Raw genomic sequence first — 26,234 nt, forward strand, 5'->3', positions numbered from 1 at the left:
TAAATCACTGTTTAATCCAAGCTGATGGCCAAATACCGCCAATTTCGAGACCAGCTAGACGACTAGAGCTATTTATAAGGGTTTTACCACGACTATCAGCCAATTTTATCGATAATTTACCTTTGAGTGTATCTTGACAAGCAAAACAGAGACCTTTTTCCGTGGGTACACGCACGCGATCGGGAGGATGATCACTGATCCCGATTAAGACAATGGTATAATTCTCGTTAGTTGCCCTCATTTCCCAGTATCCCCAGGGTTGCACTGTCCAAGTTAGTTGAGAATTCCAGATATCAAACTTATAAAAGCGATTTTGCCAGTGAATACCGATAATTCCCACCGATTCCGTCCAGTTAAGAACTTTCCGGGTAGCACCCACTGCGGTTAAGGTTAAATCGGGATTTTCAGGGAAAGCATTACAATTAATCCAAAACCACTTTTCGGGGAAAGAATAACCCCAATTTTTCTCGCTATAAAAAGGTACATTCTCAAATTGATAATTTTTTCCCCGATGGGTAATCATTCCCGTTGCTAAACCATGAGCAGTTAAAATCTGCCAACCCGGGTCAAAAATCGGTAAATAAGATAATATTCCTGCTGTTGCTTGGGGTGGACGCTTGTTATCTCCCCAACTGTACCTAGTTTCAATGCGATAATCCCATTGACAGATTTCTCCAGTGACAGGATCATAAATTCGTCCTTGCTGCTGGTTTGCCGTTGCTTGATAACCCTCTTGAATAGACTCAAAAAAATCTGACGAAGAAAGCAAACAGGGACGGGTTTTTAAGTTAGTTTTTCCCCAATGGATAATGGCTAATTGCTGACGACTTGCCCAAAATTTATCCGTATCGGGAAAAGTGCGACAAAGATAATTAGATTCTATGGCTAAAATTTGCACTGCTCCGCCGCTATTGACTTGACCGCCCCTTGGGTCTTGAATAGAATACATAAAGGCGAATCCGTCGGCTAATTGCGGAATCATGACTCGGAAGTACCAACCTTCAAAGAATCGGGAAGTGATACCATCCCAATGGTAGCCAGAATGAGGGGGTTGTGAAGACATCTATGGGTTTATCTTTAGGTATTGATTTTGGCACGTCGGGAGCGCGAGCGATTGCTATTGATTCTAGCAAAAATATCGTCGCTGAGGTTCATTATCCTTTCACTAATGCCAATTTTCAGGATTGGCAAAAGTCCCTATTTTATTTATTGGATAATCTAGGGGATTCGGTGCGTTCAGAACTTAAATCGATCGCTATTAATGGTACTTCCTCGACGGTGTTATTATGTGATAATTGGGGTAATCCTCTTTCTGAGGCGATATTATACAATGATGGGCGAGGAATTGCATTTTTAGACGCAATTAAAGCTATAGCACCCCCTCACCATCCCGTAATTAGTGCCACCTCTAGTTTAGCTAAATTACTTTGGTGGAGTGAACAAGAAATTTTTTCGCAAGCGCGTTATTTTCTCTCGCAAGCGGACTGGTTAGCATTTCTGCTGCACGGTAAACTGGGAATTAGTGATTATCATAATGCCTTAAAGTTAGGTTATGATCTCGAAAATCTCTGTTATCCCGATTGGTTAGAGAATTTACCGATGTTTAATTTATTACCGCAAATTTTTGCCCCGGGTACAGCGATCGATACTATTAAACCAGATTTAGTGACGCGTTTTGCTATCCCGAAAGATTGTTTAATTTATACGGGAACCACCGACAGCATAGCGGCATTTTTAGCCAGTGGTGCTAATTCTTTAGGAGCTGCAGTGACATCCTTAGGTTCAACTTTAGTTTTAAAATTATTAAGTAGCCAGAAAGTTGATGATAGTAACTATGGCATCTATAGTCATCGTTTAGGAAATTTGTGGTTAACTGGTGGGGCATCCAATACGGGAGGAGCAGTGTTAAAGAAGTTTTTTTCTGATCAAGAATTGAGAAATTATAGTTTAGCAATAGATGGACAAAAAGAAAGTAATTTAGATTATTATCCTTTACTAAAAGCGGGCGAGCGCTTTCCAATTAATGATCCTTTTTTACCCGTGAAACTGACTCCCCAGCCCGATAATCCTCTAGAATTTTTGCATGGTTTACTAGAAAGTATTGCCCGCATTGAAGCTTTAGGTTATCAGCGTTTACAGGAATTGGGGGCCAATAAATTAGAGCGAGTTTATAGTGCCGGTGGTGGGGCAAAAAATCCGACTTGGAGAATAATTCGTCAGCGTTATTTAGGAGTTCCTGTGCTTTTATCTCAACAGGATCAAGCAGCCTATGGTACTGCCCTATTAGCACAGCAATCGGTTACGCTATTGAAATAGTCTCATAAGTAGGATTTGCGGCAAAAAGCTTGTTGGTGGGGTTAGGAGTTAGGAGTCGGTCGTCAGGAGTCAGGAGATAGGAGTCAGGAGATTATTTTATTTATTCTCCCCACACCCCACACCCTACACCCTACACCCTACACCCTTCGTTAATTAACCGTAATAGGGTGGCTCATTACCCGGTTTCCATTTGATATTACAGCCTAAACTAGGTTTTTGCTCCGTCGGCACCGGTTGACCGCTTAAAACCTTGTCAATAGCGGCCCGGAGATCTTTGCCTGTCACCGGTACACCATTACTAGGACGACTATCATCCAATTGACCGCGATAGACTAGAATGCGCTGACTATCAAAGAGGAAAAAATCGGGAGTACAGGCTGCCGTGTAAGCTTTCGCCACTTCTTGGCTTTCGTCATAGCATAAATTGAATTTAAAGTCAAGGGTTATCGCCATTTTTTTCAAATTTTCCGGCGAATCATCGGGATATTTCTCCACGTCATTAGAACTAATGGCGAGGATGCCCAGATTGGTGTTAGCATAATCGCAACCTAGACGGGTAAGTTCTTCTTGAATGTGTTTAACAAAGGGACAATGTTCACAGAGGAAGATGACTAACAGAGCGGTTTTAGCCGCAAAGCTGTCCAGAGAAATAGTTTCACCCGAAACCACATCGGGTAAGGCAAAACTGGGAGCTTTTGTCCCCAAATCTAACATTGTGGACTCGGTGCGTGCCATAAAGTTTATACTCTTTTCTATAGGGAGAACTGAGATTTTTATAACATTTCACGCTTCATCGCGCAAATTTAAGGCCTTAAACTGTATCAGTGAACAGTAAACAGTGAACAGTAAACAGTGAACTGATAACTGATAACTGATAACTGATAACTGATAACTGATAACTGATAACTGATAACTGATAACTGATAACTGATAACTGATAACTGATAACTGATAACTGATAACTGATAACTGCCATAACCTACTGAAACTGATCTGACCAATTTTCGATCACACGCTGACTTTCGCGAGCAATAACTAAAGCATTATCGGGGACATTTTTAGTGATAGTTGAACCCGCAGCCACGGTGACATTTTTTCCTAATTTTAAAGGAGCCACTAAAACACTATTTGCTCCAGTTTTTGTGCCACTGCCGATCAGAGTTTGGTGTTTTTTCACACCATCGTAATTAGCAGTAATTGTTCCCGCACCAACGTTAACTTTTTCCCCTAAAGTGGCATCTCCCAAATAGGATAAATGGGCAATATTGGTTTTATTGCCGATGTCACTTTTTTTAATTTCAACAAAATTACCGACTCGACAATTAGCCCCAATTTTCGCTTCTCCGCGCAAATGAGCATAGGGACCGATGCGACAACCAGAATCCACCTGACTATCAGAAATAACCGAAAATAAGACCGTTACATCGCTGCCTATCCGACTATTTTCGATTAAACTCCCAGGACCTAGACGACAACCAGAAGCGATTATCGTCTCACCGCGCAGATGGGTTTGGGGTTCGATAATCACATCGGGACTGAGGGTGACAGTATCCTCAATGGTGACACTATCGGGGTCAATAATGGTGACTCCAGCGGCCATCCAATCATCTTTGACTCTAGTTTGCAGGATATCATAGGCGGCGGCCAATTGTTTGCGATCGTTAATGCCGCTAATTTCTAAACAGTCCTCCACATCCACAGCCATGACGGGATCGAGAAAATTGACCACATCCGTGAGATAATACTCACCTTGATCGTTATTGGGCGTTAAATTAGGTAGTATCGCCGCTAATTTTGACCAATTAAAGCAGTATATACCTCCATTAATCCGGTGGTTTTGTCGTTGGGCATCGGTACAGTCTCTTTCTTCCACAATCTGCTTAACGAGATTATTGCCATCACAAAAAACTCGACCGTAACCTTTCGGGTTTGGGAGATTAGCAGTTAGGAGGGTGGCAGCGTTACCATGGTTTTTATGAATCTGGAGAAGATTTTGCAAGGTTTCGGGACGCAACAGGGGAACATCGCCATTTAAGACCAACAAATCCCCCTGAAAGTCCTCTAAATGGGGGATTAACTGCTGAATAGCATGGCCAGTGCCTAACTGTTCCTTTTGTTCAACAAATTCGATATCCGCAAGATGCTGTAGAGTATTTCGCACCTGTTCCCCTTCATAACCGATAATTACCAGTTTTCGCCGGGGATGTAAGGATTCGCTGACATTAAGTACCCGTTCCACTAGCGATCGACTGCCGAGGGGATGTAAAACTTTCGGAAGGCTGGACTTCATTCGGGTTCCCTTACCCGCTGCTAAAATTGCTACCGCTACCATGGTCATGCTTGCCAATATCGTTCGCGACTGAGTATATCGCACTCCGATCCCCTTGGTTGCAAGAATTTTTCCCCTCTTTCATCCTGTGCCAGTTGAGAAACTACCATAAAAAGGTTTTCTTTAAGACATTGTTAAGGTACTATACACAAATTGAAACAATTAAACATAATCAGCACTCTATAGATACCGCTATGACAACTGTACTAACAAAGGAATCCTCCGCCATGAAACAGATTCGCACCACCTACCAAGCTGACCAACAGGTGAAATACCTGCATCTAGAAGCGGAAATCGAGGTACTGCTGCAACAACTGCAAAACCTCAAGCGCAAAAACCAAGAGAATCAACACCTAAATTAAAGAAAATTTCCCTAAGAGTTCTCAAATCCCACCCTCTGATCGGCGAGAAGGTGGGAAAATGTTTTTTGAGAATTCCAGATAGGTGTAGATTAATGATCAATTTTGCCTTACAGCAAGCCTTCGCCCGTCGTCATGCCCTGAAAGTGATTAGTGGGTTAAATAATTTCGATCGCTCGCAGGTTCTCTCAGTAGTTAAAGCCGCTACAGCCGGAGGAGCAACTTTTGTCGATATTGCCGCTAATGCTGACCTAATTGGGTCCGTAAAAGCCTTGACAAATTTACCCGTGTGTGTATCGGCCGTCGAGCCAGAATTGTTGGTGATGGCAGTGGCGGCCGGGGCTGATTTAATTGAGATCGGTAATTTCGATAGTTTTTATGCCCAAGGACGCATTTTTGAGGCGGCGGAAGTTTTAGCCCTAACCCGTCAAACTCGCGACTTACTGCCCGAAATTACCCTGTCTGTGACAGTTCCCCATCTGCTGCCCCTCGATGAACAGGTGAGACTAGCGGAAGCTCTAGTTAGTCAGGGTGCCGATATCATTCAAACCGAAGGCGGCACTAGCAGTCAACCCCGTCACGCCGGTATTTTGGGACTGATTGAAAAAGCTGCCCCGACTTTAGCGGCAGCCCACGCTATTTCCCATGCGGTTAAGGTTCCCGTCCTCTGCGCTTCTGGTTTATCCATTGTCACCGCTCCTATGGCGATCGCTGCTGGAGCGGCCGGTATCGGTGTTGGTTCGGCGATCAATCAATTGGATAATGAAGTGGCCATGGTGGCAGCCGTGCGCGGTTTAGTCGAATCTCTGCAAGCACAACCGGTCCCTATTGGCAACTAGAACAATTTTTGTCTAGATACGGCAGAGAAGGAGCCGTTTTCCCTTCTCTTTTTCCCTCTGTCACCAGTTATCAGTTATCAGTTACCAGTTACCAGATGTGAGTTTGCAGTTATCAGATGTGAGTTTGCAGTTCACTGATTACTGATTACTGCTCACTGATTACTGCTCACTGAAAAGCCCCCCAACCCCATCAACTGTGGTAAAATGCGCTATGGCTCAAAACATTAGAGATAGAAGCACTCCACCATGATTCGAGATATCTTCATGCCCGCGCTCAGTTCCACCATGACCGAAGGAAAAATAGTTTCTTGGGTGAAGTCCCCCGGGGAAAAAGTCAGCAAAGGGGAAACGGTGTTAGTGGTCGAATCCGACAAAGCCGACATGGACGTGGAATCGTTTTATGATGGCTATCTCGCTGTAATTTTAGTCGAAGCTGGCCAGGAAGCACCCGTAGGAGAAGCGATCGCCTATATCGCCGAAACTGAAGCGGAAATTGAACTGGCCAAAGCTCAGGGAAAAACCGCCGCAGTCGCCCCTAGCAAGCCCGTAGAGACCCCAGAAATCGCTCCGCCTCCCGTTTCGATCCCCGTCGCCGCCGTTAAAGATAATGGCCGTTTAGTCGCCTCTCCCAGAGCCAAAAAACTGGCTAAAGAATTAAAGGTGGATCTGAAAACCCTAGTGGGTAGCGGTCCCCACGGACGAATTACCGCCGAAGACGTAGAAAAAGCGACAGGAAAAGTCAGCACCGCCCCCGCTCCCGTCATTACTCCTCCGCAACCCGTCAGCGTCCCTGTAGCGGCTCCTAAAGCCCCGATTCCAACCAGCGCCCCAGTCGGTCGGACTGTTCCCCTCACCACTCTGCAAAAAGCTGTCGCTCAGAATATGTCGGTTAGCCTACAGGTTCCCACCTTCCAAGTGGGCTACACTATCACCACCGACCCACTGGATCAACTCTATCAACAGCTAAAATCCAAGGGTGTCACCATGACGGCCCTGTTAGCAAAAGCGGTGGCCAACACCCTCGCTAAACATCCTATAGTTAATGCCAGCTATAGCGACGCAGGAATCCAATACCACGGGGCGATTAACGTGGCTGTCGCCGTAGCTATGCCCGATGGTGGCTTAATTACGCCGGTTTTGCGCTCTGCTAACCAGATGGATATCTATTCCCTCTCCCGCAGTTGGAAAGATTTAGTCGATCGCGCCCGCAGTAAACAACTGCAACCGGAAGAATATAATAGCGGTACTTTTACCATTTCTAATCTGGGAATGTTCGGAGTCGATCGCTTTACGGCTATCTTACCCCCCAACCAAGGTGCGATCCTAGCCGTGGGTGCTTCCCGTCCCCAAATCGTCGTCAATAAAGATGGTTTATTCGGAGTGCAAAAACAGATGACGGTTAATCTCACCAGTGACCACCGAGTCATCTACGGGGCCGATGCGGCCTCCTTCCTGCAAGACTTAGCTAAACTGATCGAAACCGAGGTGCAGTCTTTAACTATGTAATCAAAATCTAGACAGCAGGAGTCAAGGGAGTTTCTCTCTAGCTCCTGCTTTGTTGTTACTAAAAAAATGTAAAGAATTAGCTAAAATAGGTTTAACCTTATCTATCACCCCAAACTATCGCCCAAACAAGGCCAAAAAAAGTGTTAATCTCAGGGAACTTTAAGATCTAAGCTAATATCGGTAAATTAACACTCAATTTCGCCCTATATATTAAGCCTACAATAATTCGTATTCCCACGCCCTAACGCCTACCCATAGGAAAAAATGATCACAGAGAATAGTCGCTTACGTTCAGAATTTTTAAATACACAGGTTATCACTCGCAATACAGGCAAAAAACTCGGCGTTGTTAAAGATATCCTAGTAGATATCGATCAACGAGAAGTATTTGCCCTGGGACTCCGCGACAATATCCTCTCCTTGTCGGGAATGCCTCAATATATGTATTTATCGAGCATCAGTCAGACAGGAGACGTGGTTCTCGTGGAAGATGATAACGTCTTGGAATCCGTCGATATCGATGCTTATACTCCCTTAATCGGTAGTGAAGTGATCACGGAAACCGGCGAACCTTTAGGCAAAGTCCGCGATTATCAATTTGATCCCCTCAGTGGTCAATTACATTCCATTATCATTGCTTCCCTGGGATTGCCTCTGATCCCCGAACAATTGATCAGTACCTACGAAATTTCTATCGAAGAAGTGGTTAGCAGCGGTCCGAATCGCTTAATCGTCTTTGAAGGGGCCGAAGAACGTCTCACGCAGGTTAGTGTGGGGGTTTTGGAACGTTTGGGTATTGGTCGTCCCCCCTGGGAAAGAGAAGAGGAAGAAGCTTACTATACCCCCGCTGCTCGTCCAGAAAATCAGTTAGGTACGGGTATTCCCCTCCGCACCCCCGTGGAGGCCGCTAAACCCGTTGAAGAACGCTGGAGTGAAGACGAATGGGAAAAAGAACCCCTGCGTGCCACTCCCCCACCGCAAAAACGGGCCGAGGCTCGTTATTATGAGGAAGAATACGAGGAAGAGGAAGATAACTGGGGAGAAGCTCGCTCAGAACGCGCAGAAAGCTTTTCTCGTCCTCAGTACGACGATTACGAAGATAAGGCCGAGGATGATATGTGGGATGATGACGTGGAACCAGATTACAATCCCCCCCGCATCAATATCACCGAGAAGAAAAAAGAGAGAATCCCCGAATACGAAGACGGTTAATCTTTGACAGTCCCCCTATCCATTAGTTACATCTTTCTTAACATAAAATTTGACAAAAAAAGAAAAGTGTGCTATGTGGCTCAAGGGGGTTCTCTGGGGGACTAAATACTTTTGGTATTTGGTATCACGTCGAGTGCAGTGATTTGTCAGACTCTACAGATTTTCAATGAACTCTTCAACTGTGACTTGGGCTTGTTTCAGAATTCCACTTAATGTACCAACCTTCAATTCCTGATGTAAAGGGACAACACAGCCAATTTTGCCCTCTTCGGTTTCTTTCTTCATCACAACATGGCTACCTGTTTGACGAACTTGCTCGAAGCCTAAGCGTTCAAGACATCTAATTGCCTCCCCACTAGAGATTCGTGGCAGCTTAGGCATAACTAACCTCAATACTGGTCACAAATCTAGGGGATGTTTCTGGTAAGGTAAATTCCTCTAGGTAAAGCCGTGTGGCTTCTTTCAATCCAGCAATCGCCTGCTCAATTGTTTCTCCTTGATCTACTGTGCCAACTTCTGGACATTCAGCAATGTACATATTATCTTCTTTGTACAAAATAACAGTAAAGATGCGATTTTTCATGGTGTCTTATCATCTCCGGCTTACTCTGAAAATCATAACATAACTGTTTCCTAATCGTTTGGTTAGAAAATAGTTAGGTTTCCTGATCATTGACCCAACTCACGCTTTTTGAAAAACTCTATAAGATATTAAGTTATTAGTAATTAATCCAATATTGTCCCACCTTCCTAGAATTGAGTGAGAAGATTGTGCAAAAACAAGCGTAGAGTTGATTAATCATTGAAATAAATTTGCCCCAATCAAACCGACTCGATGAACTGCTCGATGTCCGATTCTTACGAACAAAATTTGAGCATCGGTCAATCGGGCTAAAAGTTGATCGGAAGCTGTGAGGCTGTCTTTTGCTACTTCAAAAGCCCCTGTTTCGATATCTATGGCTACAATCTTCCCATGATTGCCTTCCTCGACTTGGTGGCGCACCTGAGATTGATAAATCTCATTACCACGTCGGGCGAATTCTTCTTTGCTGTAGCGGAGTTGATTAACTGTCATTGTCCTGACCCCGTTGCAACTTTTGCCCCTCTATTTTAACCTAAACATGGGGAATCTTCGCTAACATTCCCCAACTAGGCCCACAAGGGCGGCATTGCATTTAGACTCACAGTTTCAATCAATGAGCATGGTGCGTTCCCCAAAATCGATCGCTGGAGCGCCAGAAGTTGTCTTAGGGAACGCACCCTACAAGATTGCGTACTGCTACGCAGTGCCTTCGGCATCGCACTCACCAACCAACTTGGTACGGTCGGTTTGCAACGGGATTGTTATGCCGTGTCGCTTTATGGTTTCAAGACTTCTTTTGCTCCTTCGATGAAAAATTTGGCAACAGGGTGATCAATCATTTTTTCCAAAGCTGCAAAACTACCTGCTTTAAATCCTCGCAAAATTCGGGACTTCATCTCTGGATTTTTTTCGACTTCATCAACAGCCTTTGCGCCTAAAACTCTAGGGCTGTCACTAGGATAGTCCGTAGATAGCTGTTCTAGTAGAGCTTTGATGTCTTTGGAAGCCTGCGCTAAATCTTGATTGTTGTTGATTTGAGTACCAATTTTGTCACCCATAACCTTATCGCCTGCAATATTGTCACCCGAACCATATTGATGAATTGAATTTCCCATGATTAACTCCTGAATAATGATCTGCAATTTTTTGTGATCAATCCCCTCTTTTAGCACTTTGCATAGTCTGATAATTGAACCTCCATAACGCTCAGATTGCATAGCATCATAGCAACCGCTTTGACTGCTGGAGCATAGATAGTAGCCCATTTGAAGTTTCTGGTTAAAGCTGACAAGCTGATTGTTAAAGTCAAGGAGACAACCATAGGTCTGATGATGAGCAGCAAGTTTTGTATATCCACCAATCAAGCAACACATCACAAGATGAAAGAGTGCATGACGTTGAAGTGAGTAATCATACTTCCGCTCCAGAATTCCCCACGAGATGAAGCTTAGAGAAACAGCAGCAGTGCATGGATATAAATCTTCTACATTGGCTCCAGCAATGAATAGATTTGCAAGCCCATGATCTAAAGCAGTGATCACACCATCATAGAAAGTTATCAGAAGATCTTCTTTATCTGACCTCATTTGCCTTTTTTGACTATCCAAAAATCCAAGAATTTCAAGATAATCAACGACAGGCTTCTTTAATGGAGAATCATCTCCACTGTATGGAGGTAGAAGATAAAACCTGAAATCTGATTGAGTTTCGTTTGCCTCATTCAAAAAATTCCCAAATTCACTTTCATACTGATAGTGCGGAAGAATAAGCACTTTAGGCATTGCATCTCACCCTGTCCTGTGATTCTAAATTAACCTTCCAAGGAGATCTTCATGAAGAATTGAGCAGCATAACCACATATTATACGAAAACTTTCTGCATAACAATCTCCAGAGCAACGATAGGGGTCAACTTTCTGTATATCACCCGTCCTCATACAACATATATACTAATTTGTCAATAGGTAGTAATATTTAATCTACTTATACTTCGAGTTTTGGTCTGAAAATGGGCGATCAATAGTCAAGCGATCGAGAGATGGGGAACAACTTATACTAAATCCGTTGAGTATAGGCTACATATCAAGACAGACAAAAGGCACTCATGCAAAAGGGAGAATAAATAATCAGTCTTTAATAACCAGATTTAGGATTATTTAACCTTCAATCCGGGCTATCACTGGGGCCACCAATCTTCGATCACCTGCGCGATAGTATAGGGACAAAACTCGGGAAAAATGCTGAGGACTAAACCTGTTTGTCTGGCGGCTTCTCGACGCGCTCTGGTGTATTCCTTATCCAAAATTTGCGCGGGATAACCGCGTAGACTGGGACTATCCTCTAATTTGCGACGAATTTGCGATCGCCCATCATTGATGGAATCCAGCCAACTATCGGAGTGCCGTTGGGGTTGATATTGCCACTTGAGCAGATGAAGCAAAATTCGCTCCATTTGAGAACCAATCGCACTGCGTTCACTTTTCCCCAAATCCTCGATTTCCTCGATTAAATGCTCCCAGTCAATGGCATCCCAGCGTTGTTCCCGCAAAAGTTGAGCCGTATCCCGGGCCCAGAGAATTAAATCGCAATCGTAGGTGGTTGGCATAACCGGTTCCCTGTTTTTCAAGCTTTTCGGGTGGGATTGTGGGGTTAATTCTGTTAGGTTAACGATCCGGCGTTTTCTTAATGATAACTGATTACCGTTCGCTTACAGCCCCTTCCGCAGTTCTAGAGTTTCCCAAAACCAGAGACCTTGCACCTCACCATTAACAAAAATATAGGGCTACAACATATATACTCATTTGTCAATAGGTAGTAATATTTAATCTGCTTATACATCGAGTTTTGGTCTGAAAATGGGCGATCAATAGAGCAGCAATTATTTTAGGTTGGGTTGACCCAAGGAAACCCAACAAAGAGTAACCTTTGGGGTGGTTAGGTTTCGCTTTTTCAAGCGAATTGAGCTATTTTCGCCCCAGTATTGTTTCGCTCAACCCAACCCACGAAGCGATGCGCCCTGCTACGCAGTGCCTTTGGCATCGCACTATGAAGGCTTAAAAGCTAAACTGAAACCGAGTTGAATACAGACTGCTTTCTCTATTTCTTGCCAATAAACGTCTTCTAAAACACCCTGTTTATTCTTAATTCTTTGAGAATCTACAGCCCTCATTTGACTTAAGTTGATGTGTCGATCTCCGTCTAGTCCATTCTGCACTGTCGGGGTAATATTGACAACAAAAGGATAAGTCCTTTTCCCAGGCAACAATGGAGCAACTATTGTCGTTGTTCCATTTTGATTGCCAATATCGTTTTGTAAAATCAGGCAAGGGCGTTCTTTATCGGTTTCATAACCAACAACCGGTTTCAGATCGACCCACCATATCTCTCCTCGCTTATAGGTTAGTCTTCCATTAGGCATTTAGACCATCGCCCACTGCAATATCCCAGACAGAGATTTCTGCTTGCATCTCTGGATCATTGGCCTGATCTTTATAAGCATCTTCTAGCTCTTTCATAAAAACCCTTTTCTTCTCTTGCCAGAGAACATCATTGATAAAGCGGCTACGATTGCTTGCTAGTCGATCTACAAAGTCCAAAACTTCGTCGTCTAAGGTGATGCTAACTTTCTTACTCATTGCCCTAAACTGCCCACGACAGCCCAGTAGGATTAGCTCATCATACTAACTAATCCTACATTAATTGTCAATGCCTGCCTCTGATCTGTAAGTAGATTGAATGTCTAACGGTTGAACTCACCCGCCGTCACTAACTTTGGATGATAGCAGTAGTTTAGCAATTATTTTAGGTTGGGTTGACCCAAGGAAACCCAATAAAGAGTAACCTTTGGGGTGGTTGGGTTTCGCTTTTTCAAGCGAATTGAGCTATTTTTGCCCCAGTATTGTTTCGCTCAATCCAACCTACCAGGCGATACGCTCTGCTACGCGGTGCCTTTGGCATCGTACTAACGTTGTTAGACCGTTCCACACCCGATTAGCTTAAACTGTTCAATGACTGAATTACGACTATTCCACTCTCGATCGCATCAAGTTGCATCCGATAGCCGTAGAGCAAGCTCATACCGACCAAAGGTTCTGTTTCGGCTGCGTTAACATCAATATACCGATATTCACCGTCCCAAATAACAAGACCACTGTAAACGTCAAAGATACAGGTACTTCCATCCCCTAATGTTCCCTCTTCACGGCTATACAACCGTAAGTTGAGACTGTTGATTACTGTCAGAGGTAAGGTCAAAAAGCCTGTGAACCCTGTATCAATAACAGCATCAATTACTTGCCTCTGTTTACTTTCATTGCTCACGACTAACCGAAGCCTCGCCTCGCAGTTTTGATCAACAATTCCGTTCATCATAAAGTTAAAGCAGACGACCTACGCCAAAGCGGTGAACGCCTTTATGTCCAATTCGGACACGCCAGATTTGAGCATCAGGGTTTCGTTCAAGCAATCGATTAGAAGCAGTTATTGTGTCATTGGCAAGCTCAAAAGCACCTGTTTCTATATCTATGGCTACAATCTTCCCATGATTGCCTTCCTCGACTTGGTGGCGCACCTGAGATTCATAAATCTCATTACCACGTCGAGCGAATTCTTCTTTGCTGTAGCGGAGTTGATTAACTGTCATTGTCCTGACCCCGTTGCAACTTTTGCCCCTCTATTTTAACCTAAACATTGGCAATCTTCGCTAACATTTCTCAACTGGGACCACAAAGGCTGCATCGCACTTAGACTCACAGCTTCAATCAATGTGCATGGTGCGTTCCCCAAAAATCTATTGGTGGAGCGGTAGAAGTTGCCTTAGGGAACGCACCCTACAAGATTGCGATCGCACTACCGAATCATTACCCGGGTTGTTATGCAGCGATCGCCTTTCAAACCTAATTCTTTACTCTTGTCCATATTGCGATAAGAACAATGATATCAACAGATACCTGCAGAACCGAGGAAGAAATAAGTTGTAATGTTGATGATGAATGCGATAACTCCTTTTTGAGCAAAGCACTTTCAAATTCCGTTTTCTTCGCAAGTGTATTAAGTTCACTTTCTACTGCGATTACTCTCTTTGTTGCAGCACGCATTGCATGGAAATTTGCAATAAAAAACACAATGCAAACAATTGTTACTACTAGAGCTTGGCTATATGAAAGGCTTATTTGGGAAGAAACCAGCCAACCAATAATTGCGACGACAACAACTGTATAAAAATTCCAATAAGAGCTTACTCGTGACTCCAGCTTATCAGTAACCTCAATGAGATCCTTAATCTTTTGATCCATGCCTTAACTCTCTACGTCTCACAGTTAGATTTTCGGCTGCACCTTCACCAAGGGTTGAGCGGCATAACTACATATTATTAGGTCAACTTTCTGCATAACAATCTCCAGAGCAACGATATAGGTCAACTTTCTGCATAACAATCTCCAGAGCAACGATATAGGTCAACTTTCTGCATAACAGTCTCCAGAGTAACGATAGGGGTCAACTTTCTGTATATTGTCCCGTTTTACAACATATATAATCATTTGTCAATAGGTAGTAATATTTAATCTGCTTATACTTCGAGTTTTGGTCTGAAAATGGGCGATCAATAGTCAAGCGATCGAGAGATGGGTATAACCACGAGCCTAGGGGATTATGCAAGGGTGAACCACTTATCGGCAGGTTTCCAGACCGCTCCCCAATAACTGATCACTGAAAGAGGGCTAAACTAAAAAGGCGTGCTAAAATCAGCATATCTAGGGTCGCTTGTGTAGGTGATGGATAGGCTATGTTTGAAAGATTTACGGAAAAAGCCATTAAAGTAATCATGCTCGCCCAAGAAGAAGCCCGCCGCCTTGGCCATAACTTCGTGGGAACAGAGCAGATTTTACTAGGACTAATTGGAGAGGGAACGGGAGTTGCCGCCAAAGTCCTCAAGTCCATGGGTGTCAATCTCAAAGATGCGCGCGTGGAGGTGGAGAAAATCATCGGTCGCGGTTCCGGATTCGTAGCCGTGGAAATTCCCTTCACCCCCAGAGCCAAAAGAGTTTTAGAACTCTCCCTCGAAGAAGCCCGTCAACTGGGCCATAACTATATTGGCACAGAACATCTCCTTTTAGGACTAATTCGCGAAGGGGAAGGTGTGGCCGCTAGGGTTCTGGAAAATCTCGGCGTGGATCTCTCGAAAGTTCGCACCCAGGTGATCAGAATGTTAGGGGAAACCGCCGAAGTGGCCGCTGGTTCATCTTCCCAAGGTCGCACTAAAACCCCCACTCTTGACGAATTCGGTTCCAATCTCACCCAAATGGCCAGCGAGGGTAAACTCGATCCCGTGGTCGGCCGGCAAAAGGAAATCGAGCGCGTTATCCAAATTCTCGGTCGTCGTACCAAAAATAACCCAGTCCTAATCGGGGAACCGGGGGTAGGTAAAACAGCGATCGCAGAAGGATTGGCCCAACGCATTGCTAACAAGGATATTCCCGACATTCTCGAAGAAAAACGGGTTGTCACCCTCGATATCGGCTTGTTAGTGGCGGGAACCAAATATCGCGGCGAATTTGAGGAACGCCTCAAAAAAATCATGGACGAAATTCGCCAAGCGGGTAACGTCGTCCTTGTTATCGATGAAGTTCATACTCTCATCGGTGCCGGGGCAGCCGAAGGGGCGATCGATGCGGCCAATATTCTCAAACCAGCTTTGGCCCGGGGAGAACTGCAATGTATCGGGGCGACGACCTTGGATGAGTATCGCAAACATATCGAACGGGATGCGGCTCTAGAAAGACGTTTTCAACCGGTTATGGTCGGTGAACCCTCCGTAGAAGAAACGATCGAAATTCTCTACGGTCTCCGGGAACGCTACGAACAGCACCATAAACTAAAAATCTTAGACGAAGCGCTAGAAGCGGCGGCGAAATTGTCCGATCGCTACATTAGCGATCGCTTCTTACCGGACAAGGCGATCGATTTAATCGATGAGGCTGGTTCGAGAGTGCGCTTGATTAATTCCCAATTGCCCCCAGCAGCCAAGGAATTAGATAAAGAACTGCGGCAAATTCTCAAACAAAAAGATGACGCGGTGCGCGGTCAAGACTTCGAGAAAGCTGGGGAATTGCGCGATCGGGAAATGGAAATCAAAACCCAGATCCGGAATCTCGCTTCCACCAAAAAAGGCGAAGATGGCAACGATGAACCCTTTGTGGATGCGGAGGAAATCGCTCACATCGTCGCTTCTTGGACTGGGGTTCCCGTCAATAAACTGACCGAAACCGAATCCGAGAAACTGCTGCACATGGAAGATACCCTACATCAGCGTCTCATCGGTCAAGAGGACGCAGTTAAAGCGGTGTCCCGCGCCATTCGTCGCGCTCGCGTCGGTCTGAAAAATCCCAACCGTCCCATTGCTTCCTTTATCTTCTCCGGTCCAACGGGGGTAGGTAAAACCGAGTTAACTAAAGCTCTGGCCGCTTATTTCTTTGGTTCGGAAGATGCGATGATCCGTCTCGATATGTCGGAATACATGGAACGGCACACGGTTTCTAAGTTAATCGGTTCACCTCCGGGTTACGTTGGTTACAACGAAGGGGGACAATTAACGGAAGCGGTGCGTCGTCGTCCCTACACGGTGGTGCTATTCGACGAAATCGAAAAAGCTCACCCCGATGTCTTCAATATGCTTCTGCAAATCCTTGAAGATGGACGTTTGACCGATGCCAAAGGTCGCACGGTGGACTTTAAAAATACCCTGTTGATCATGACCTCGAACATCGGTTCTAAAGTCATCGAGAAGGGTGGCGGTGGTTTAGGTTTCGAGTTTGCCGATAATCAAGCCGAAGCCCAGTATAATCGCATTCGATCGCTGGTTAATGAGGAATTAAAACAATATTTCCGTCCGGAATTCCTCAACCGTCTCGATGAGATTATTGTCTTCCGTCAACTCAATAAGGAAGAGGTCAAGGAAATCGCCGAAATCCTGCTCAAGGATGTGTTTAAACGTCTGACAGAACAAAATATTACTTTGTCTGTTACTGATAAGTTTAAAGAACGCTTGATCGAGGAGGGTTATAATCCGGCCTACGGCGCTCGTCCCTTACGTCGTGCGATTATGCGTCTGTTGGAAGATGTTCTGGCTGAGGAAATTCTCTCAGGACGCGTGGGTGATGGTGATACTGCCATGGTCGATATCGATGAGGAAGGTAAGGTGAAAGTTATTTCCGGTGAAAGACGCGAGTTAATCGCTCCCGTGATCGAATAAATTCTTACTGGAATTAGTTAAATAAAAGGTGGGCTTTTTGCTCACCTTTTCTCGTAAAGATAGGGGAAAAAAGTGCGATGAAAGTTTGGGTTGTGGGTTGTGTTTTCTTATTTTTGTTGGTGGAATTTTATCAGTGGGCCAAGGGGTTTATTTTGCCTTTACCTCTCTATATTTTTGCTGGAGCTTTATTATCGATCGCTTCTAATTATTCTCAAGATATGAGCAATTTATTTGCTAGAAATGAACAGGTTTATCAAACTGCCAGTTTAACTGATATTCCTGACATTTTGACGGCAGAAACCGCAATTACCAGCCTAGAAGCGGCAGCATCGGAGGATGGTAAAAAGCTATCAAATTAGGCGGTTTTGTAGAATTGCCATGTCATAACTAGGGTAAAAATCACTAAAACTAGCCAAGGAACTAAAATTAAATTGCGTTTATCAGTAAAGAAAAAGGGAAAGAAAGTGACTCTTTGAATTAATGGTTTAGCTTCAGGAGAATTTGATCTCTCCATACACCAAGAGGAGGTGAGTAAACAAGTAATGTTACGAAAACGACTACCTAGTCGAAATTGTTGATGGGTTTTGGGAGTAGCAAAGAAAATTTTACCTACTTCTGTAGTAGAGGATAAACTAACGGAGGCTATTTGGATAATAAAAGCAATAATAAGAAGCGTAATAATTAGCGAACGTCTCCAATGAAAATTGGATAACAAATACTGAATTAAGAGAGCGATTAGGGGAATCAATAATAGATGAATAGAAGTGACTTGGTAGCGCGCTCCCCATGCAGAGTCTCCATGCCAAAAATCAAGACGGCTAGTAGCTAAGGTAAAGAGAATAAGATTCAATAAAGCTGTCAATATATAGCCACGAAGATAGGGAGATAATGTTTTCCATACATAAACTGTCAATATTAAACAAGGTAGAAGCAGTGGATCATATATGAAAATGCTTTTAGCTGGAGAAAATAATACTCCTAATATTCCGACTGAAGGGTGATTAATCATTGGATAATTATCTGGCAGTTTTGGTAAACCCTCCAAAAAAGGATCGGTATTCATAGTATCAATATCTATTGCTCTCAACGTCCAAAATTGTCCAAATCTTTGGAAGTTAAAATATTGGTTGATTAACATAATAGGAATAGCACCTAATATCGAAATAGCAAGAGACTGTAATATAGCCGGCCAACTTTTTCTTTTGTATAGTAAAATACCAAACAAAAATAATAGAGTAGTTGCTATATGAATAATACTGGTGGTTCTAACTAAAAAAGCACAGCCCAAAGCAACTCCACTTAAATAAATATTGATAATCTTGTTATTTTTTAGATAATTAAAGATAGCAATATAGGTCAAAATAACAAATAATAAAACTTGATTATTTTGTTGATGATTTTGAGCATAATTTAAAACCGTGGTAGTGAGCAACCAAGTTATGCTAGAAATTGTAGCTATTTTTTCGCTAAATTCTAGCTTAATTAACAAATAGTAAGCTGAAATCACCACTGCTATGTTGATGGGGAGAAAAATTAACCAGTTAACAACAAATCTTCGGCTTAACTCTTCGGGAATTCTGGGAATAAGTTGATGTATCGTAGTTCCTAGCCAATCCCCCGGTAACATTAATAAAGGTTGACCTACTTCATAGGCATAATAACGTTTACCATCTCTACTTAGACTTCCAATGGTATTGTCCAGACGACTGTAAGGCTTATAGTTAGTATCTAGTTGAATTTCAGGCTCTCCCGTCCAGATAGCATGGGTTATACTCAAGCGAGCCAAAGTATCTCCACTAACGAGACCAGTGTTAATCACCGCCATCCATAAAAATGTTATTAAACTAATTTTTATGATGTTCCTTTTTGATGAGTTGTTCATTTTTTATCTACTCCTGTAAAACCATATTGAGGCAGTTGATGTCCTGATAATGTATTTAATCCTTCTCCATACTAACCTAAGTTCGGGATCAGCCGAAACCCTAATTTTACCTTAGCCAGTCAGCCCTATTCTTTCCTGGAATTCAACGACACTAAAGCGTGCGTCATCCTGAATGCTGTACTCGCTACCGAAAGCGATTTGTAAGAATAAGATACTGTACAAAATGGAGAATACGATGCTGAGACTGAACCAGAAGGTTCTGGAAAGCATCAATTCTCTTAGAGGAGTGAGTTCTAAAAAATACGAGTTCTTTGTCTGCATAAATACCTTATTAAAGGTAAAATACTTGTATAAAACGTACAAGTATTTTACCTTTAATATGGATACCCGAAGAGCTAGGATGATTGTCGATTTCTTGCTATTTTTAATTTGCCATTAGGATCTAGCCTAAATAATCTTTTAGATGCCCTAGAATTTCACTATTTCTAATCATAAAAAATTTCATGGCAATTATAAATAGTAAAGTCAAGAGAAAGTATTATTTCTTGCCATCTATAAGCTTTAGAACCATATTAACTGTTACTTTATTAGATAAAAGATTGAGGACTAGAGTGATTGTTATTGATGCTTGACATTTGCTTAGTTGATAGGTTGATCAGGAAAAATGGTAATGAATTATCTGGGAATTTTGATTGCAAAAAAAATTCAATAAAGACCACTATTTTCGATTAAAAGTCCATTTTTTATGGGCAATAAAATTATAAATAGTCATTAGTATAGTAAGGATTATGTAAGCGTACAAGTACCATACTTTCAATAAATCAACCAAGAAATACATAGCGATAGCGACCGCAAAAGAACTAGAAAGCATGATCCCATGATACTTGATTAATTCTCCCAAAATACTTCCAATTTTTATTCGTCCTGTAAATGTATATTTTCGATTCAGATAGAATCCCAATGTATTTACATAGAACATTTGCACGAAAATCGAGAGAACGTAATGCAATTTTAGGTAATTGGTTAAAAGGTATAGAATTAGTATATTTTGGAATGAACAAAAGACACCCACAAGGCAAAACCTAAAAAATGAGCTTCTGAATAAACGATTAACCGCAATAAATTTCATGTTAAACCTAATCGTTACTAAATTATATTAGCTTTTAGTCTAGCAATTATGCGCTCATGGATGCGCGAATATCGTAAGTATTTGTAAACTCCTAAAAAACCAAGCGAAAAACTCGATAGGAGTAACTTAATTAACTCTAATCGAGAACCTTTACCATGCGCCATCCTCGCTAAAATAGTATTCACTTGTATTGAGAATTCAGCAAGTGATCGAATTCTTTTTTTTCTGTAAGCTGACACGTCCCATCTATCTAGACAGTCGTGAGCAACCACATTCAATTGATTATAAAACTCTCCAGTTTTGGAGCTTCTGACAACGGTTTGAGAGCTTGAATGAATGCGGAATGCACTCAATGGATAAGGATAATAAATGATTTTTTCATCTCGTTTATGAAAAGCGATTTTTAACCAGAGATCCCAGTCGGCTGTATACCAAAGTTTTTCGTTCATTCCCCCCACCTGTAAAGCAATTTCTCTTTTAAAAATTGGAGCAGGAATGGAGATAAAATTTTGAATCAACAGGCTCTCGATTAAAATATCTCTATCAACATATTTTGGAAAAGCTGGTAAAGGACAAGTCCATAAACCTAACTTTTTCCCTCGGTCATTGATAAAGATTGAAGGGTGTAAAAGTAAGTCGGTATCTGGATAATCATTAAGGATTTCCTTGATTATTTTTAAACGATTGTTCAACCATAAGTCGTCTTGATGTAATAAACATACATAGTCTCCCGAAGCATTCTGTAAAGCGAAGTTAGTGTTAGCAACCCAATTGCCTATCCTTTTACGCTCGAAAAGCTTGATAGGAATTTTATCCTCGTAATTTTTGATAATAGATAAAGTTCGATCAGTAGAGCCATCATCAATGATAATATACTCGACGTTTCTCTCATTTTGTTCAAGGATTGAATTAAGAGTATCCTTTAGATACTGATCTCCATTATAAGTGGGAATTAATACGGACAACCAAGGATGAGCATTCATAAAAACTTTTTGAAATAACAGTATTATGAAGAAATTTTAATCAGAAAAACAATATTGTTTTTCCAAGGACGAACGGTAGACTCAAGGATAATCGATTGTTTACCAAAGAGTTTATATATCATATCTCGAAATTGTTCGGTCGTTTTATGCTTGACCTTATCACCAGTAATATACAGATCCAATAGATAGCATAAATAATGGATCGGTGAATTATTTTTACGCCAATCCTTGAGAACAATATATCCGTTAGGTTTTAAGGATTTACCAGCGTAAGTTAAGAATTCTTCATGCATTGACCAAGGAACATGGTGCATAACATCACTAATGACGACTAAATCGACACTTTGGGGGGTTTCTGCAACGAATTCTTGAATTGATTTTTGTTCAAACCGAACATGATCGAGATTTCCTTGAAACATCCGTCCTACCCTAGGAGTAATATCGATTCCTATAATATGTGAACTAGGATAGGCACTCGCTAAAAGTTCAGTTAAAGCACCTTCCCCACAGCCTAACTCTAGAATTATCTCAGGATTAACCCATTTATGGATTTGATGAGTTAAATCAGCTTGATTAATAAAAATGTTTCGATAAATATCAGAAATTGGTCTTTCCCAAGGACCTAACAAGCTCCGAACAAAAGTTCCTATCGGCATAAAAATTAGTTAACCCCCTATAAATTTACCTTCGGCTGTTTTCATCTTTGTTTTAGTCCCAAAACACTTAAAAAGAAACTGGAAAAAAATCACCTGTGCTACCAAGGCTAAAGCGGGTACGGAAGGAATGACAATTCTCATGGTCACGGACGTATCTAAGGCTCCATAAAACGGAGTGACGAACCATCTTTAGGGTTTTTGAGCGACAGTAATCAGTTGAAGTCCTCGAGAAGAAACCAGAAAATCATCTACCCTAAATACAAACTGCAAAAATCGAGAGGTAATCTTACTCACAAATGTTACCTTCGTTTTCATTACCTTTTCTGGACCGAGAGCAGAAACCATCTGATAATAGATTAACCCTAAAAAAGTCCCCCATCCATAATTCTTTTTGACAGAAAATCCACTATTAGTTACTAAAGAGGCGAACTCTTTCATTCCAAAACGCCGATAATGACCCGCAACCTCGTCCTGTTTAGACCAATAACGCATATTACAAGGTACGGTCAGAAGGGCGATACCTCCTGGTTTTAATAAAGAGAAAATAATGTTGAGAGCTGCTTCAGGTTCGGGAAGATGCTCGATGACTTCACTACAGATCACTAGATCATAAGAACAGCGAGGCAATCTTTCAGCAACTTCGTACAAATCTCCTACCTGAATGACATTGCGAATTTCCGGATGGGCGGATTTCTTTCCTTCCTCGGAATATTCTATTCCTGACAAGGTAGCTTTTGGATATTTATTTTTAAGTAGGCTTAAAAATGCTCCACGGCCACAACCAAGATCGAGAATACTACAATCTTCCATAGAAAATTTAGGTAGCTCGCGTAGCATTAAACGATAGCGATTATGGGTAAGAGGTCCTATATCTTGTAGGTTTTGCCATTGCTGCGACCAAAGATGGTCGTACATTTCCAAGTCATACTCACTGTTATTCATAGTTTAAATGTAAATAGAATTACTTCCGTTTTAGTCCCAAAACACTTAAAAAGAAACTGGAAAAAATCACCTGTACTCCCAACCCTAGAGCGGTTACGGAAGGAATGACAATCCGCATGGTCACGGCTGGATCTAAAGCCCCATAAAGTTGTGCATTCCAAGTATATAAAGCATACACCGAACCGCCTATACCTACTAAAAATAAAATTACGCCAATGATCAATCCCACCTCCAGATTAATATAACGTAAAAATCGTCTTAATTTTCGGTCTTCTGGTAATAAACCTTCGCTGATAGCAAAAGCTTTTGTAAAGATGGCAAAACTGACGATTTGAAAGCCAATAATCAAAGCTGTGGCTGAATAGAGAAGGGTGTGAACTCTGGGTTGGGTCATAAACCAAATCGTCGCCACAAATCCCAGAAACATTAAAGCCAGTCCGGGGTAGAGAAACAACCAGCGAGGACTATACATTAAGAGGAATCGGAGATGTCGCCAGCCATCGCGCCAAGTTTTTAGGTGGGGGGGACGACTGCGACCGTCAGGGGATAAAGTGGTTGGTACTTCGGTAATTTTCAGACCGTAGAGGGATGCTTTCACCACCATCTCGCTGGCGAATTCCATACCAGTGGTGCGTAGGTTCAATTGTTTGATCGCCTGTTTACTAAACCCGCGCAATCCACAGTGAAAATCACCACAGGGGCTGCCAAAAAATAACCGTCCTAACCAAGTCAAGACAGGATTGCCCAGATGCTTATGCAATACTGGCATCGCCCCGGGTTTAATTCCCCCCTGAAAACGATTGCCCATCACCAAATCGTAACCCTGTCGCAATTTTTCTAGGAAAGGCGAAAGATTAGTAAAGTCATAGCTATCATCGGCATCCCCCATAATAATGTATTGACCTTTGGCGGCAGCGATCCCCCCCCGCAGGGCGCTACCATAACCCCTTTCTGGGATGGGAACCACCCGCGCCCCTGAATTAGTGGCAATTTCTTGGGAACCATCGCTACTGCCATTATCGGCGATTAGCACCTCCCCCGCAATTTTGTGTCGTTCCAGATAATCTCGCGCTTTGCCGATACAGGTGGCCAGGGTTTCCGCCTCGTTGAGACAGGGCATGATGATCGATAATTCTAGAGTAGGTATCTGCTCATTGGCGACGGCATCTGCCATGACCTGATTTTCTAGCATAACAATCGCGGTGGAGTCGTTTTGCCCAAGAGTATAACAGGATTATTGACGTTTGTAACAACAAATTTTTGATTGCTCAATAGTGCTGCCTTAATTGATTGGCTTGTCTTTGTCCCCAATAACCTATAATAAGTGGGCTGTTCATTATCTAGATTTCCGAAGCTATCTTAAGCTAGACAGGACCTTCAGCATCCCAACAACGGGGTTTAGATTACGAACAGCTTAGGGCAAAAATTTGGCAACCCAGAGAAAATGATACTGAAAAATTAAAAACTGAAGTTTATCTTGATTTCAGAGCAATAAACCTTAGCTATATCAAGCTGAAAATCGAAATGACCTTAAAAGTTTAGTTGTAACATATAAGTTTAGAATTGACAGTGCCGATAGCAATGGATTACTGGGGAATAAATAACGTGAAGCTGCGGGGAAAAATGCCATATCGACTGCAACATACAAAAATAAGCGCAGTAAAATTATAGATAGGGCAAAAGAAATAATCAATACATATTGATTAAGAAGTTGGGAGTGAACAGGTTTAATCAAGTAATAGACGAATAATATTACAAAAGATATCATTCCAATAATATTGATGATCTGAATTAAAGGAGTGATCCTGATCCGGTTTAAATAGAAAATAAGGTCTTTATTTAAATCTCGTTGATTAACTAGATAAGTTCGACGATGTGCCACTCGATTAAATATTGATCTCATTTCAGGAGTTACTCGAGGATCATCCGTATTTTGTAAGAATCTATTACTGACTCGTGGCAAAAATAAATATCCACTCATTTTAGTTAATGAATGAGGAAATTTGTTTAGCCAAAATCCTATATCTATAGGATCAAAAGAGAAAGTTTTCCTGTTAATTATTTGATAGTTAAATGCCTCTTGCAGTTCAGAATTAATTTGATTAAAAACTTGATACATACCCCTGTCTTCTGTTAAATTGCTTCTTCTAATTGCTTCTATTGTTGACCAGTGCACCCAATCAATTGTTACTTCTATATTAGTATCTTTTCCACCGAGTGTAGTAACTTTTCTAGCTAATTCTTCTTCGATTAGAGATTTTACTTGATTCAACGTTGGACTCACTTGATAAGCCATTTTTAATTGTTTACGATTTATATTGACAAACTCAAAATCATCGATATTTTGACCATCATCTATACTCTGAATCTGGGAAAAAGTTTCTTTAAAAGCCGATGATTGACCAATGGATAATGCCGGTAATTCTAGAAAAAAAGTATTTAATAAAGTAAAAAATGTAGTAATTAATAAACTTATAGCGATGGGAATAATACAAATCGGCAAAGCTTCTCGAATAGCTCTTGCTATATTCATTCTATTTCTTAATACAAGAATAACAAAAACAACTAGGTAACTCAGCAAGAACACTATCTGCTCTGGACGGGTAATGAATATTATTCCTAAACACAATCCACCAAGGACAGAAAATATTAGTTTCTTCGCTAAATTTTCTGACATAACAGTTATGATGGTTAAAGCCAAAAGGATATGATATAAGCTAATGGCTATTGTTTCAGTTACAATAGTATTGAAAACCATAAAAGTTGTTATATGAAAAGTTAAAATTGCAAAAACAACTAAGCAGATATATCGAGGGATTTTTAGTAATCTAAAACTAAAAACTAATAAAATATTAGAGATAGTGTAAAAAATCTCATGACTAATTCTTAGAGGAAAATTCAGAAAATTAGAAACCATTATAAATATCGGATATCCTGGCATATAATCGATTATTGCCTTAGCTTTATTCGTAGGGAACCAAATATTCTGATCTGCCATTAACGCATAGAGCAAGCAATCTCTTGGATGCCCTAAAACTTCACTGTTTCTGATTAAAAAAAACTTAATAATGATAATTGATAAAATCCCACAAGCAAAGAATAATTTATTTATATCTTCGGAAAATATTCTCGTCAATAATTGTTTTTTTAGCATAATATTTACCGAATTCAGATTACTTTGGCAATAACTTGGGTTAGACGATAGTAACTACTATATCGAATAGAGATAAACTGTCCTCACATATTCA

At 41.7% G+C, this 26,234-nt stretch carries 27 protein-coding genes; 7 read left to right on the forward strand and 20 right to left on the reverse strand.

What is annotated here, in order from left to right; all coding sequences use genetic code 11:
- Positions 1-4: 4 nt before the first annotated feature.
- Entirely contained in the window at positions 5-1,063 is a 1,059-nt protein-coding gene (locus O9323_RS00945) for a tocopherol cyclase family protein (protein ID WP_288124558.1), read from the reverse strand.
- A 2-nt stretch (positions 1,064-1,065) separates the two neighbouring features.
- On the opposite strand from O9323_RS00945, the gene O9323_RS00950 reads away from it, so the two are divergent.
- Positions 1,066-2,316: an FGGY-family carbohydrate kinase gene (locus tag O9323_RS00950; RefSeq protein ID WP_149107385.1), complete on the forward strand. Its 1,251-nt coding sequence runs from the start codon at positions 1,066-1,068 to the stop codon at positions 2,314-2,316.
- A gap of 153 nt (positions 2,317-2,469) precedes the next feature.
- Here O9323_RS00950 and O9323_RS00955 read toward each other — a convergent pair whose 3' ends face one another.
- Both O9323_RS00955 and glmU read right to left on the reverse strand, forming a co-directional pair.
- Positions 2,470-3,051: a thioredoxin family protein gene (locus O9323_RS00955; RefSeq protein ID WP_002777504.1), complete on the reverse strand. Its 582-nt coding sequence runs from the start codon at positions 3,049-3,051 to the stop codon at positions 2,470-2,472.
- A 244-nt stretch (positions 3,052-3,295) separates the two neighbouring features.
- The gene (glmU, locus tag O9323_RS00960) at positions 3,296-4,648 is read right to left on the reverse strand and encodes a bifunctional UDP-N-acetylglucosamine diphosphorylase/glucosamine-1-phosphate N-acetyltransferase GlmU (protein WP_288124570.1); all 1,353 of its coding nucleotides are present in this window, start codon (positions 4,646-4,648) and stop codon (positions 3,296-3,298) included.
- A gap of 191 nt (positions 4,649-4,839) precedes the next feature.
- Between glmU and O9323_RS00965 the strand changes: the two genes are divergently transcribed.
- The 4 genes from O9323_RS00965 to O9323_RS00980 all read left to right on the forward strand — a co-directional run bounded on the left by O9323_RS00965 (position 4,840) and on the right by O9323_RS00980 (position 8,561).
- A complete protein-coding gene (locus tag O9323_RS00965; protein WP_002756735.1) occupies positions 4,840-5,007 on the forward strand; it encodes a hypothetical protein in 168 nt (55 codons plus the stop codon).
- Between the two features lie 92 nt (positions 5,008-5,099).
- The gene (locus tag O9323_RS00970) at positions 5,100-5,843 is read left to right on the forward strand and encodes a DUF561 domain-containing protein (RefSeq protein ID WP_002794486.1); all 744 of its coding nucleotides are present in this window, start codon (positions 5,100-5,102) and stop codon (positions 5,841-5,843) included.
- Between the two features lie 246 nt (positions 5,844-6,089).
- Positions 6,090-7,349, forward strand: a complete 1,260-nt coding sequence (locus O9323_RS00975) for a dihydrolipoamide acetyltransferase family protein (RefSeq protein ID WP_103111219.1) — start codon at positions 6,090-6,092, stop codon at positions 7,347-7,349.
- A gap of 264 nt (positions 7,350-7,613) precedes the next feature.
- Positions 7,614-8,561 (forward strand): PRC-barrel domain-containing protein, encoded by a 948-nt coding sequence (locus O9323_RS00980; RefSeq protein ID WP_002777510.1) that lies wholly within the window; start codon positions 7,614-7,616, stop codon positions 8,559-8,561.
- A gap of 153 nt (positions 8,562-8,714) precedes the next feature.
- Here O9323_RS00980 and O9323_RS00985 read toward each other — a convergent pair whose 3' ends face one another.
- From O9323_RS00985 to O9323_RS01030, 10 genes are all read right to left on the reverse strand, one after another.
- Positions 8,715-8,942, reverse strand: a complete 228-nt coding sequence (locus O9323_RS00985; RefSeq protein WP_123231136.1) for a type II toxin-antitoxin system HicA family toxin — start codon at positions 8,940-8,942, stop codon at positions 8,715-8,717.
- Positions 8,935-9,144 (reverse strand): type II toxin-antitoxin system HicB family antitoxin, encoded by a 210-nt coding sequence (locus tag O9323_RS00990; protein ID WP_002734849.1) that lies wholly within the window; start codon positions 9,142-9,144, stop codon positions 8,935-8,937. The genes O9323_RS00985 and O9323_RS00990 overlap by 8 nt, the downstream gene beginning before the upstream one ends.
- Positions 9,145-9,360: 216 nt before the next feature.
- Complete coding sequence (locus tag O9323_RS00995; RefSeq protein WP_288124559.1) at positions 9,361-9,636, reverse strand: hypothetical protein; 276 nt, start codon at positions 9,634-9,636, stop codon at positions 9,361-9,363.
- Between the two features lie 284 nt (positions 9,637-9,920).
- Complete coding sequence (locus O9323_RS01000; RefSeq protein WP_149107376.1) at positions 9,921-10,925, reverse strand: hypothetical protein; 1,005 nt, start codon at positions 10,923-10,925, stop codon at positions 9,921-9,923.
- Between the two features lie 394 nt (positions 10,926-11,319).
- A complete protein-coding gene (locus O9323_RS01005; protein ID WP_149107375.1) occupies positions 11,320-11,748 on the reverse strand; it encodes a DUF29 domain-containing protein in 429 nt (142 codons plus the stop codon).
- A gap of 438 nt (positions 11,749-12,186) precedes the next feature.
- The gene (locus O9323_RS01010; protein ID WP_016515140.1) at positions 12,187-12,561 is read right to left on the reverse strand and encodes a type II toxin-antitoxin system PemK/MazF family toxin; all 375 of its coding nucleotides are present in this window, start codon (positions 12,559-12,561) and stop codon (positions 12,187-12,189) included.
- Entirely contained in the window at positions 12,554-12,778 is a 225-nt protein-coding gene (mazE, locus tag O9323_RS01015) for a type II toxin-antitoxin system MazE family antitoxin (RefSeq protein WP_004158853.1), read from the reverse strand. Before mazE ends, O9323_RS01010 begins: the two co-directional genes overlap by 8 nt.
- Before the next feature lie 355 nt (positions 12,779-13,133).
- The gene (locus O9323_RS01020) at positions 13,134-13,514 is read right to left on the reverse strand and encodes a clan AA aspartic protease (RefSeq protein ID WP_288124560.1); all 381 of its coding nucleotides are present in this window, start codon (positions 13,512-13,514) and stop codon (positions 13,134-13,136) included.
- Positions 13,515-13,518: 4 nt separating this feature from the next.
- Positions 13,519-13,785, reverse strand: a complete 267-nt coding sequence (locus O9323_RS01025; protein ID WP_288124561.1) for a hypothetical protein — start codon at positions 13,783-13,785, stop codon at positions 13,519-13,521.
- Positions 13,786-14,038: 253 nt separating this feature from the next.
- The gene (locus O9323_RS01030; protein WP_043995789.1) at positions 14,039-14,437 is read right to left on the reverse strand and encodes a hypothetical protein; all 399 of its coding nucleotides are present in this window, start codon (positions 14,435-14,437) and stop codon (positions 14,039-14,041) included.
- Positions 14,438-14,928: 491 nt separating this feature from the next.
- Between O9323_RS01030 and O9323_RS01035 the strand changes: the two genes are divergently transcribed.
- Both O9323_RS01035 and O9323_RS01040 read left to right on the forward strand, forming a co-directional pair.
- A complete protein-coding gene (locus O9323_RS01035; protein ID WP_287659496.1) occupies positions 14,929-17,394 on the forward strand; it encodes an ATP-dependent Clp protease ATP-binding subunit in 2,466 nt (821 codons plus the stop codon).
- A 77-nt stretch (positions 17,395-17,471) separates the two neighbouring features.
- The gene (locus O9323_RS01040) at positions 17,472-17,753 is read left to right on the forward strand and encodes a hypothetical protein (protein WP_004158850.1); all 282 of its coding nucleotides are present in this window, start codon (positions 17,472-17,474) and stop codon (positions 17,751-17,753) included.
- Here the strand turns inward: O9323_RS01040 and O9323_RS01045 are convergent.
- The 7 genes from O9323_RS01045 to O9323_RS01075 form a co-directional block, all read right to left on the reverse strand.
- Entirely contained in the window at positions 17,750-19,219 is a 1,470-nt protein-coding gene (locus O9323_RS01045) for a glycosyltransferase family 39 protein (RefSeq protein WP_288124562.1), read from the reverse strand. The genes O9323_RS01040 and O9323_RS01045 overlap by 4 nt on opposite strands.
- Positions 19,220-19,994: 775 nt before the next feature.
- Complete coding sequence (locus O9323_RS01050) at positions 19,995-20,405, reverse strand: GtrA family protein (protein WP_043998691.1); 411 nt, start codon at positions 20,403-20,405, stop codon at positions 19,995-19,997.
- A gap of 17 nt (positions 20,406-20,422) precedes the next feature.
- Entirely contained in the window at positions 20,423-21,388 is a 966-nt protein-coding gene (locus O9323_RS01055) for a glycosyltransferase (protein WP_002734982.1), read from the reverse strand.
- A 23-nt stretch (positions 21,389-21,411) separates the two neighbouring features.
- Positions 21,412-22,044, reverse strand: a complete 633-nt coding sequence (locus O9323_RS01060; protein WP_042790398.1) for a class I SAM-dependent methyltransferase — start codon at positions 22,042-22,044, stop codon at positions 21,412-21,414.
- A 189-nt stretch (positions 22,045-22,233) separates the two neighbouring features.
- Positions 22,234-22,986 carry a class I SAM-dependent methyltransferase gene (locus tag O9323_RS01065; RefSeq protein WP_149107373.1) on the reverse strand — a complete coding sequence of 251 codons (753 nt, stop codon included), beginning with the start codon at positions 22,984-22,986 and terminating at the stop codon, positions 22,234-22,236.
- 19 nt (positions 22,987-23,005) lie between these two features.
- Positions 23,006-24,178 carry a glycosyltransferase family 2 protein gene (locus tag O9323_RS01070; RefSeq protein ID WP_288124563.1) on the reverse strand — a complete coding sequence of 391 codons (1,173 nt, stop codon included), beginning with the start codon at positions 24,176-24,178 and terminating at the stop codon, positions 23,006-23,008.
- 315 nt (positions 24,179-24,493) lie between these two features.
- Positions 24,494-26,140 carry a hypothetical protein gene (locus O9323_RS01075; RefSeq protein ID WP_288124564.1) on the reverse strand — a complete coding sequence of 549 codons (1,647 nt, stop codon included), beginning with the start codon at positions 26,138-26,140 and terminating at the stop codon, positions 24,494-24,496.
- Positions 26,141-26,234: the final 94 nt, after the last annotated feature.

Source organism: Microcystis sp. LE19-131.1A (genome assembly GCF_027532015.1).
Classification (GTDB): domain Bacteria; phylum Cyanobacteriota; class Cyanobacteriia; order Cyanobacteriales; family Microcystaceae; genus Microcystis; species Microcystis ichthyoblabe_A.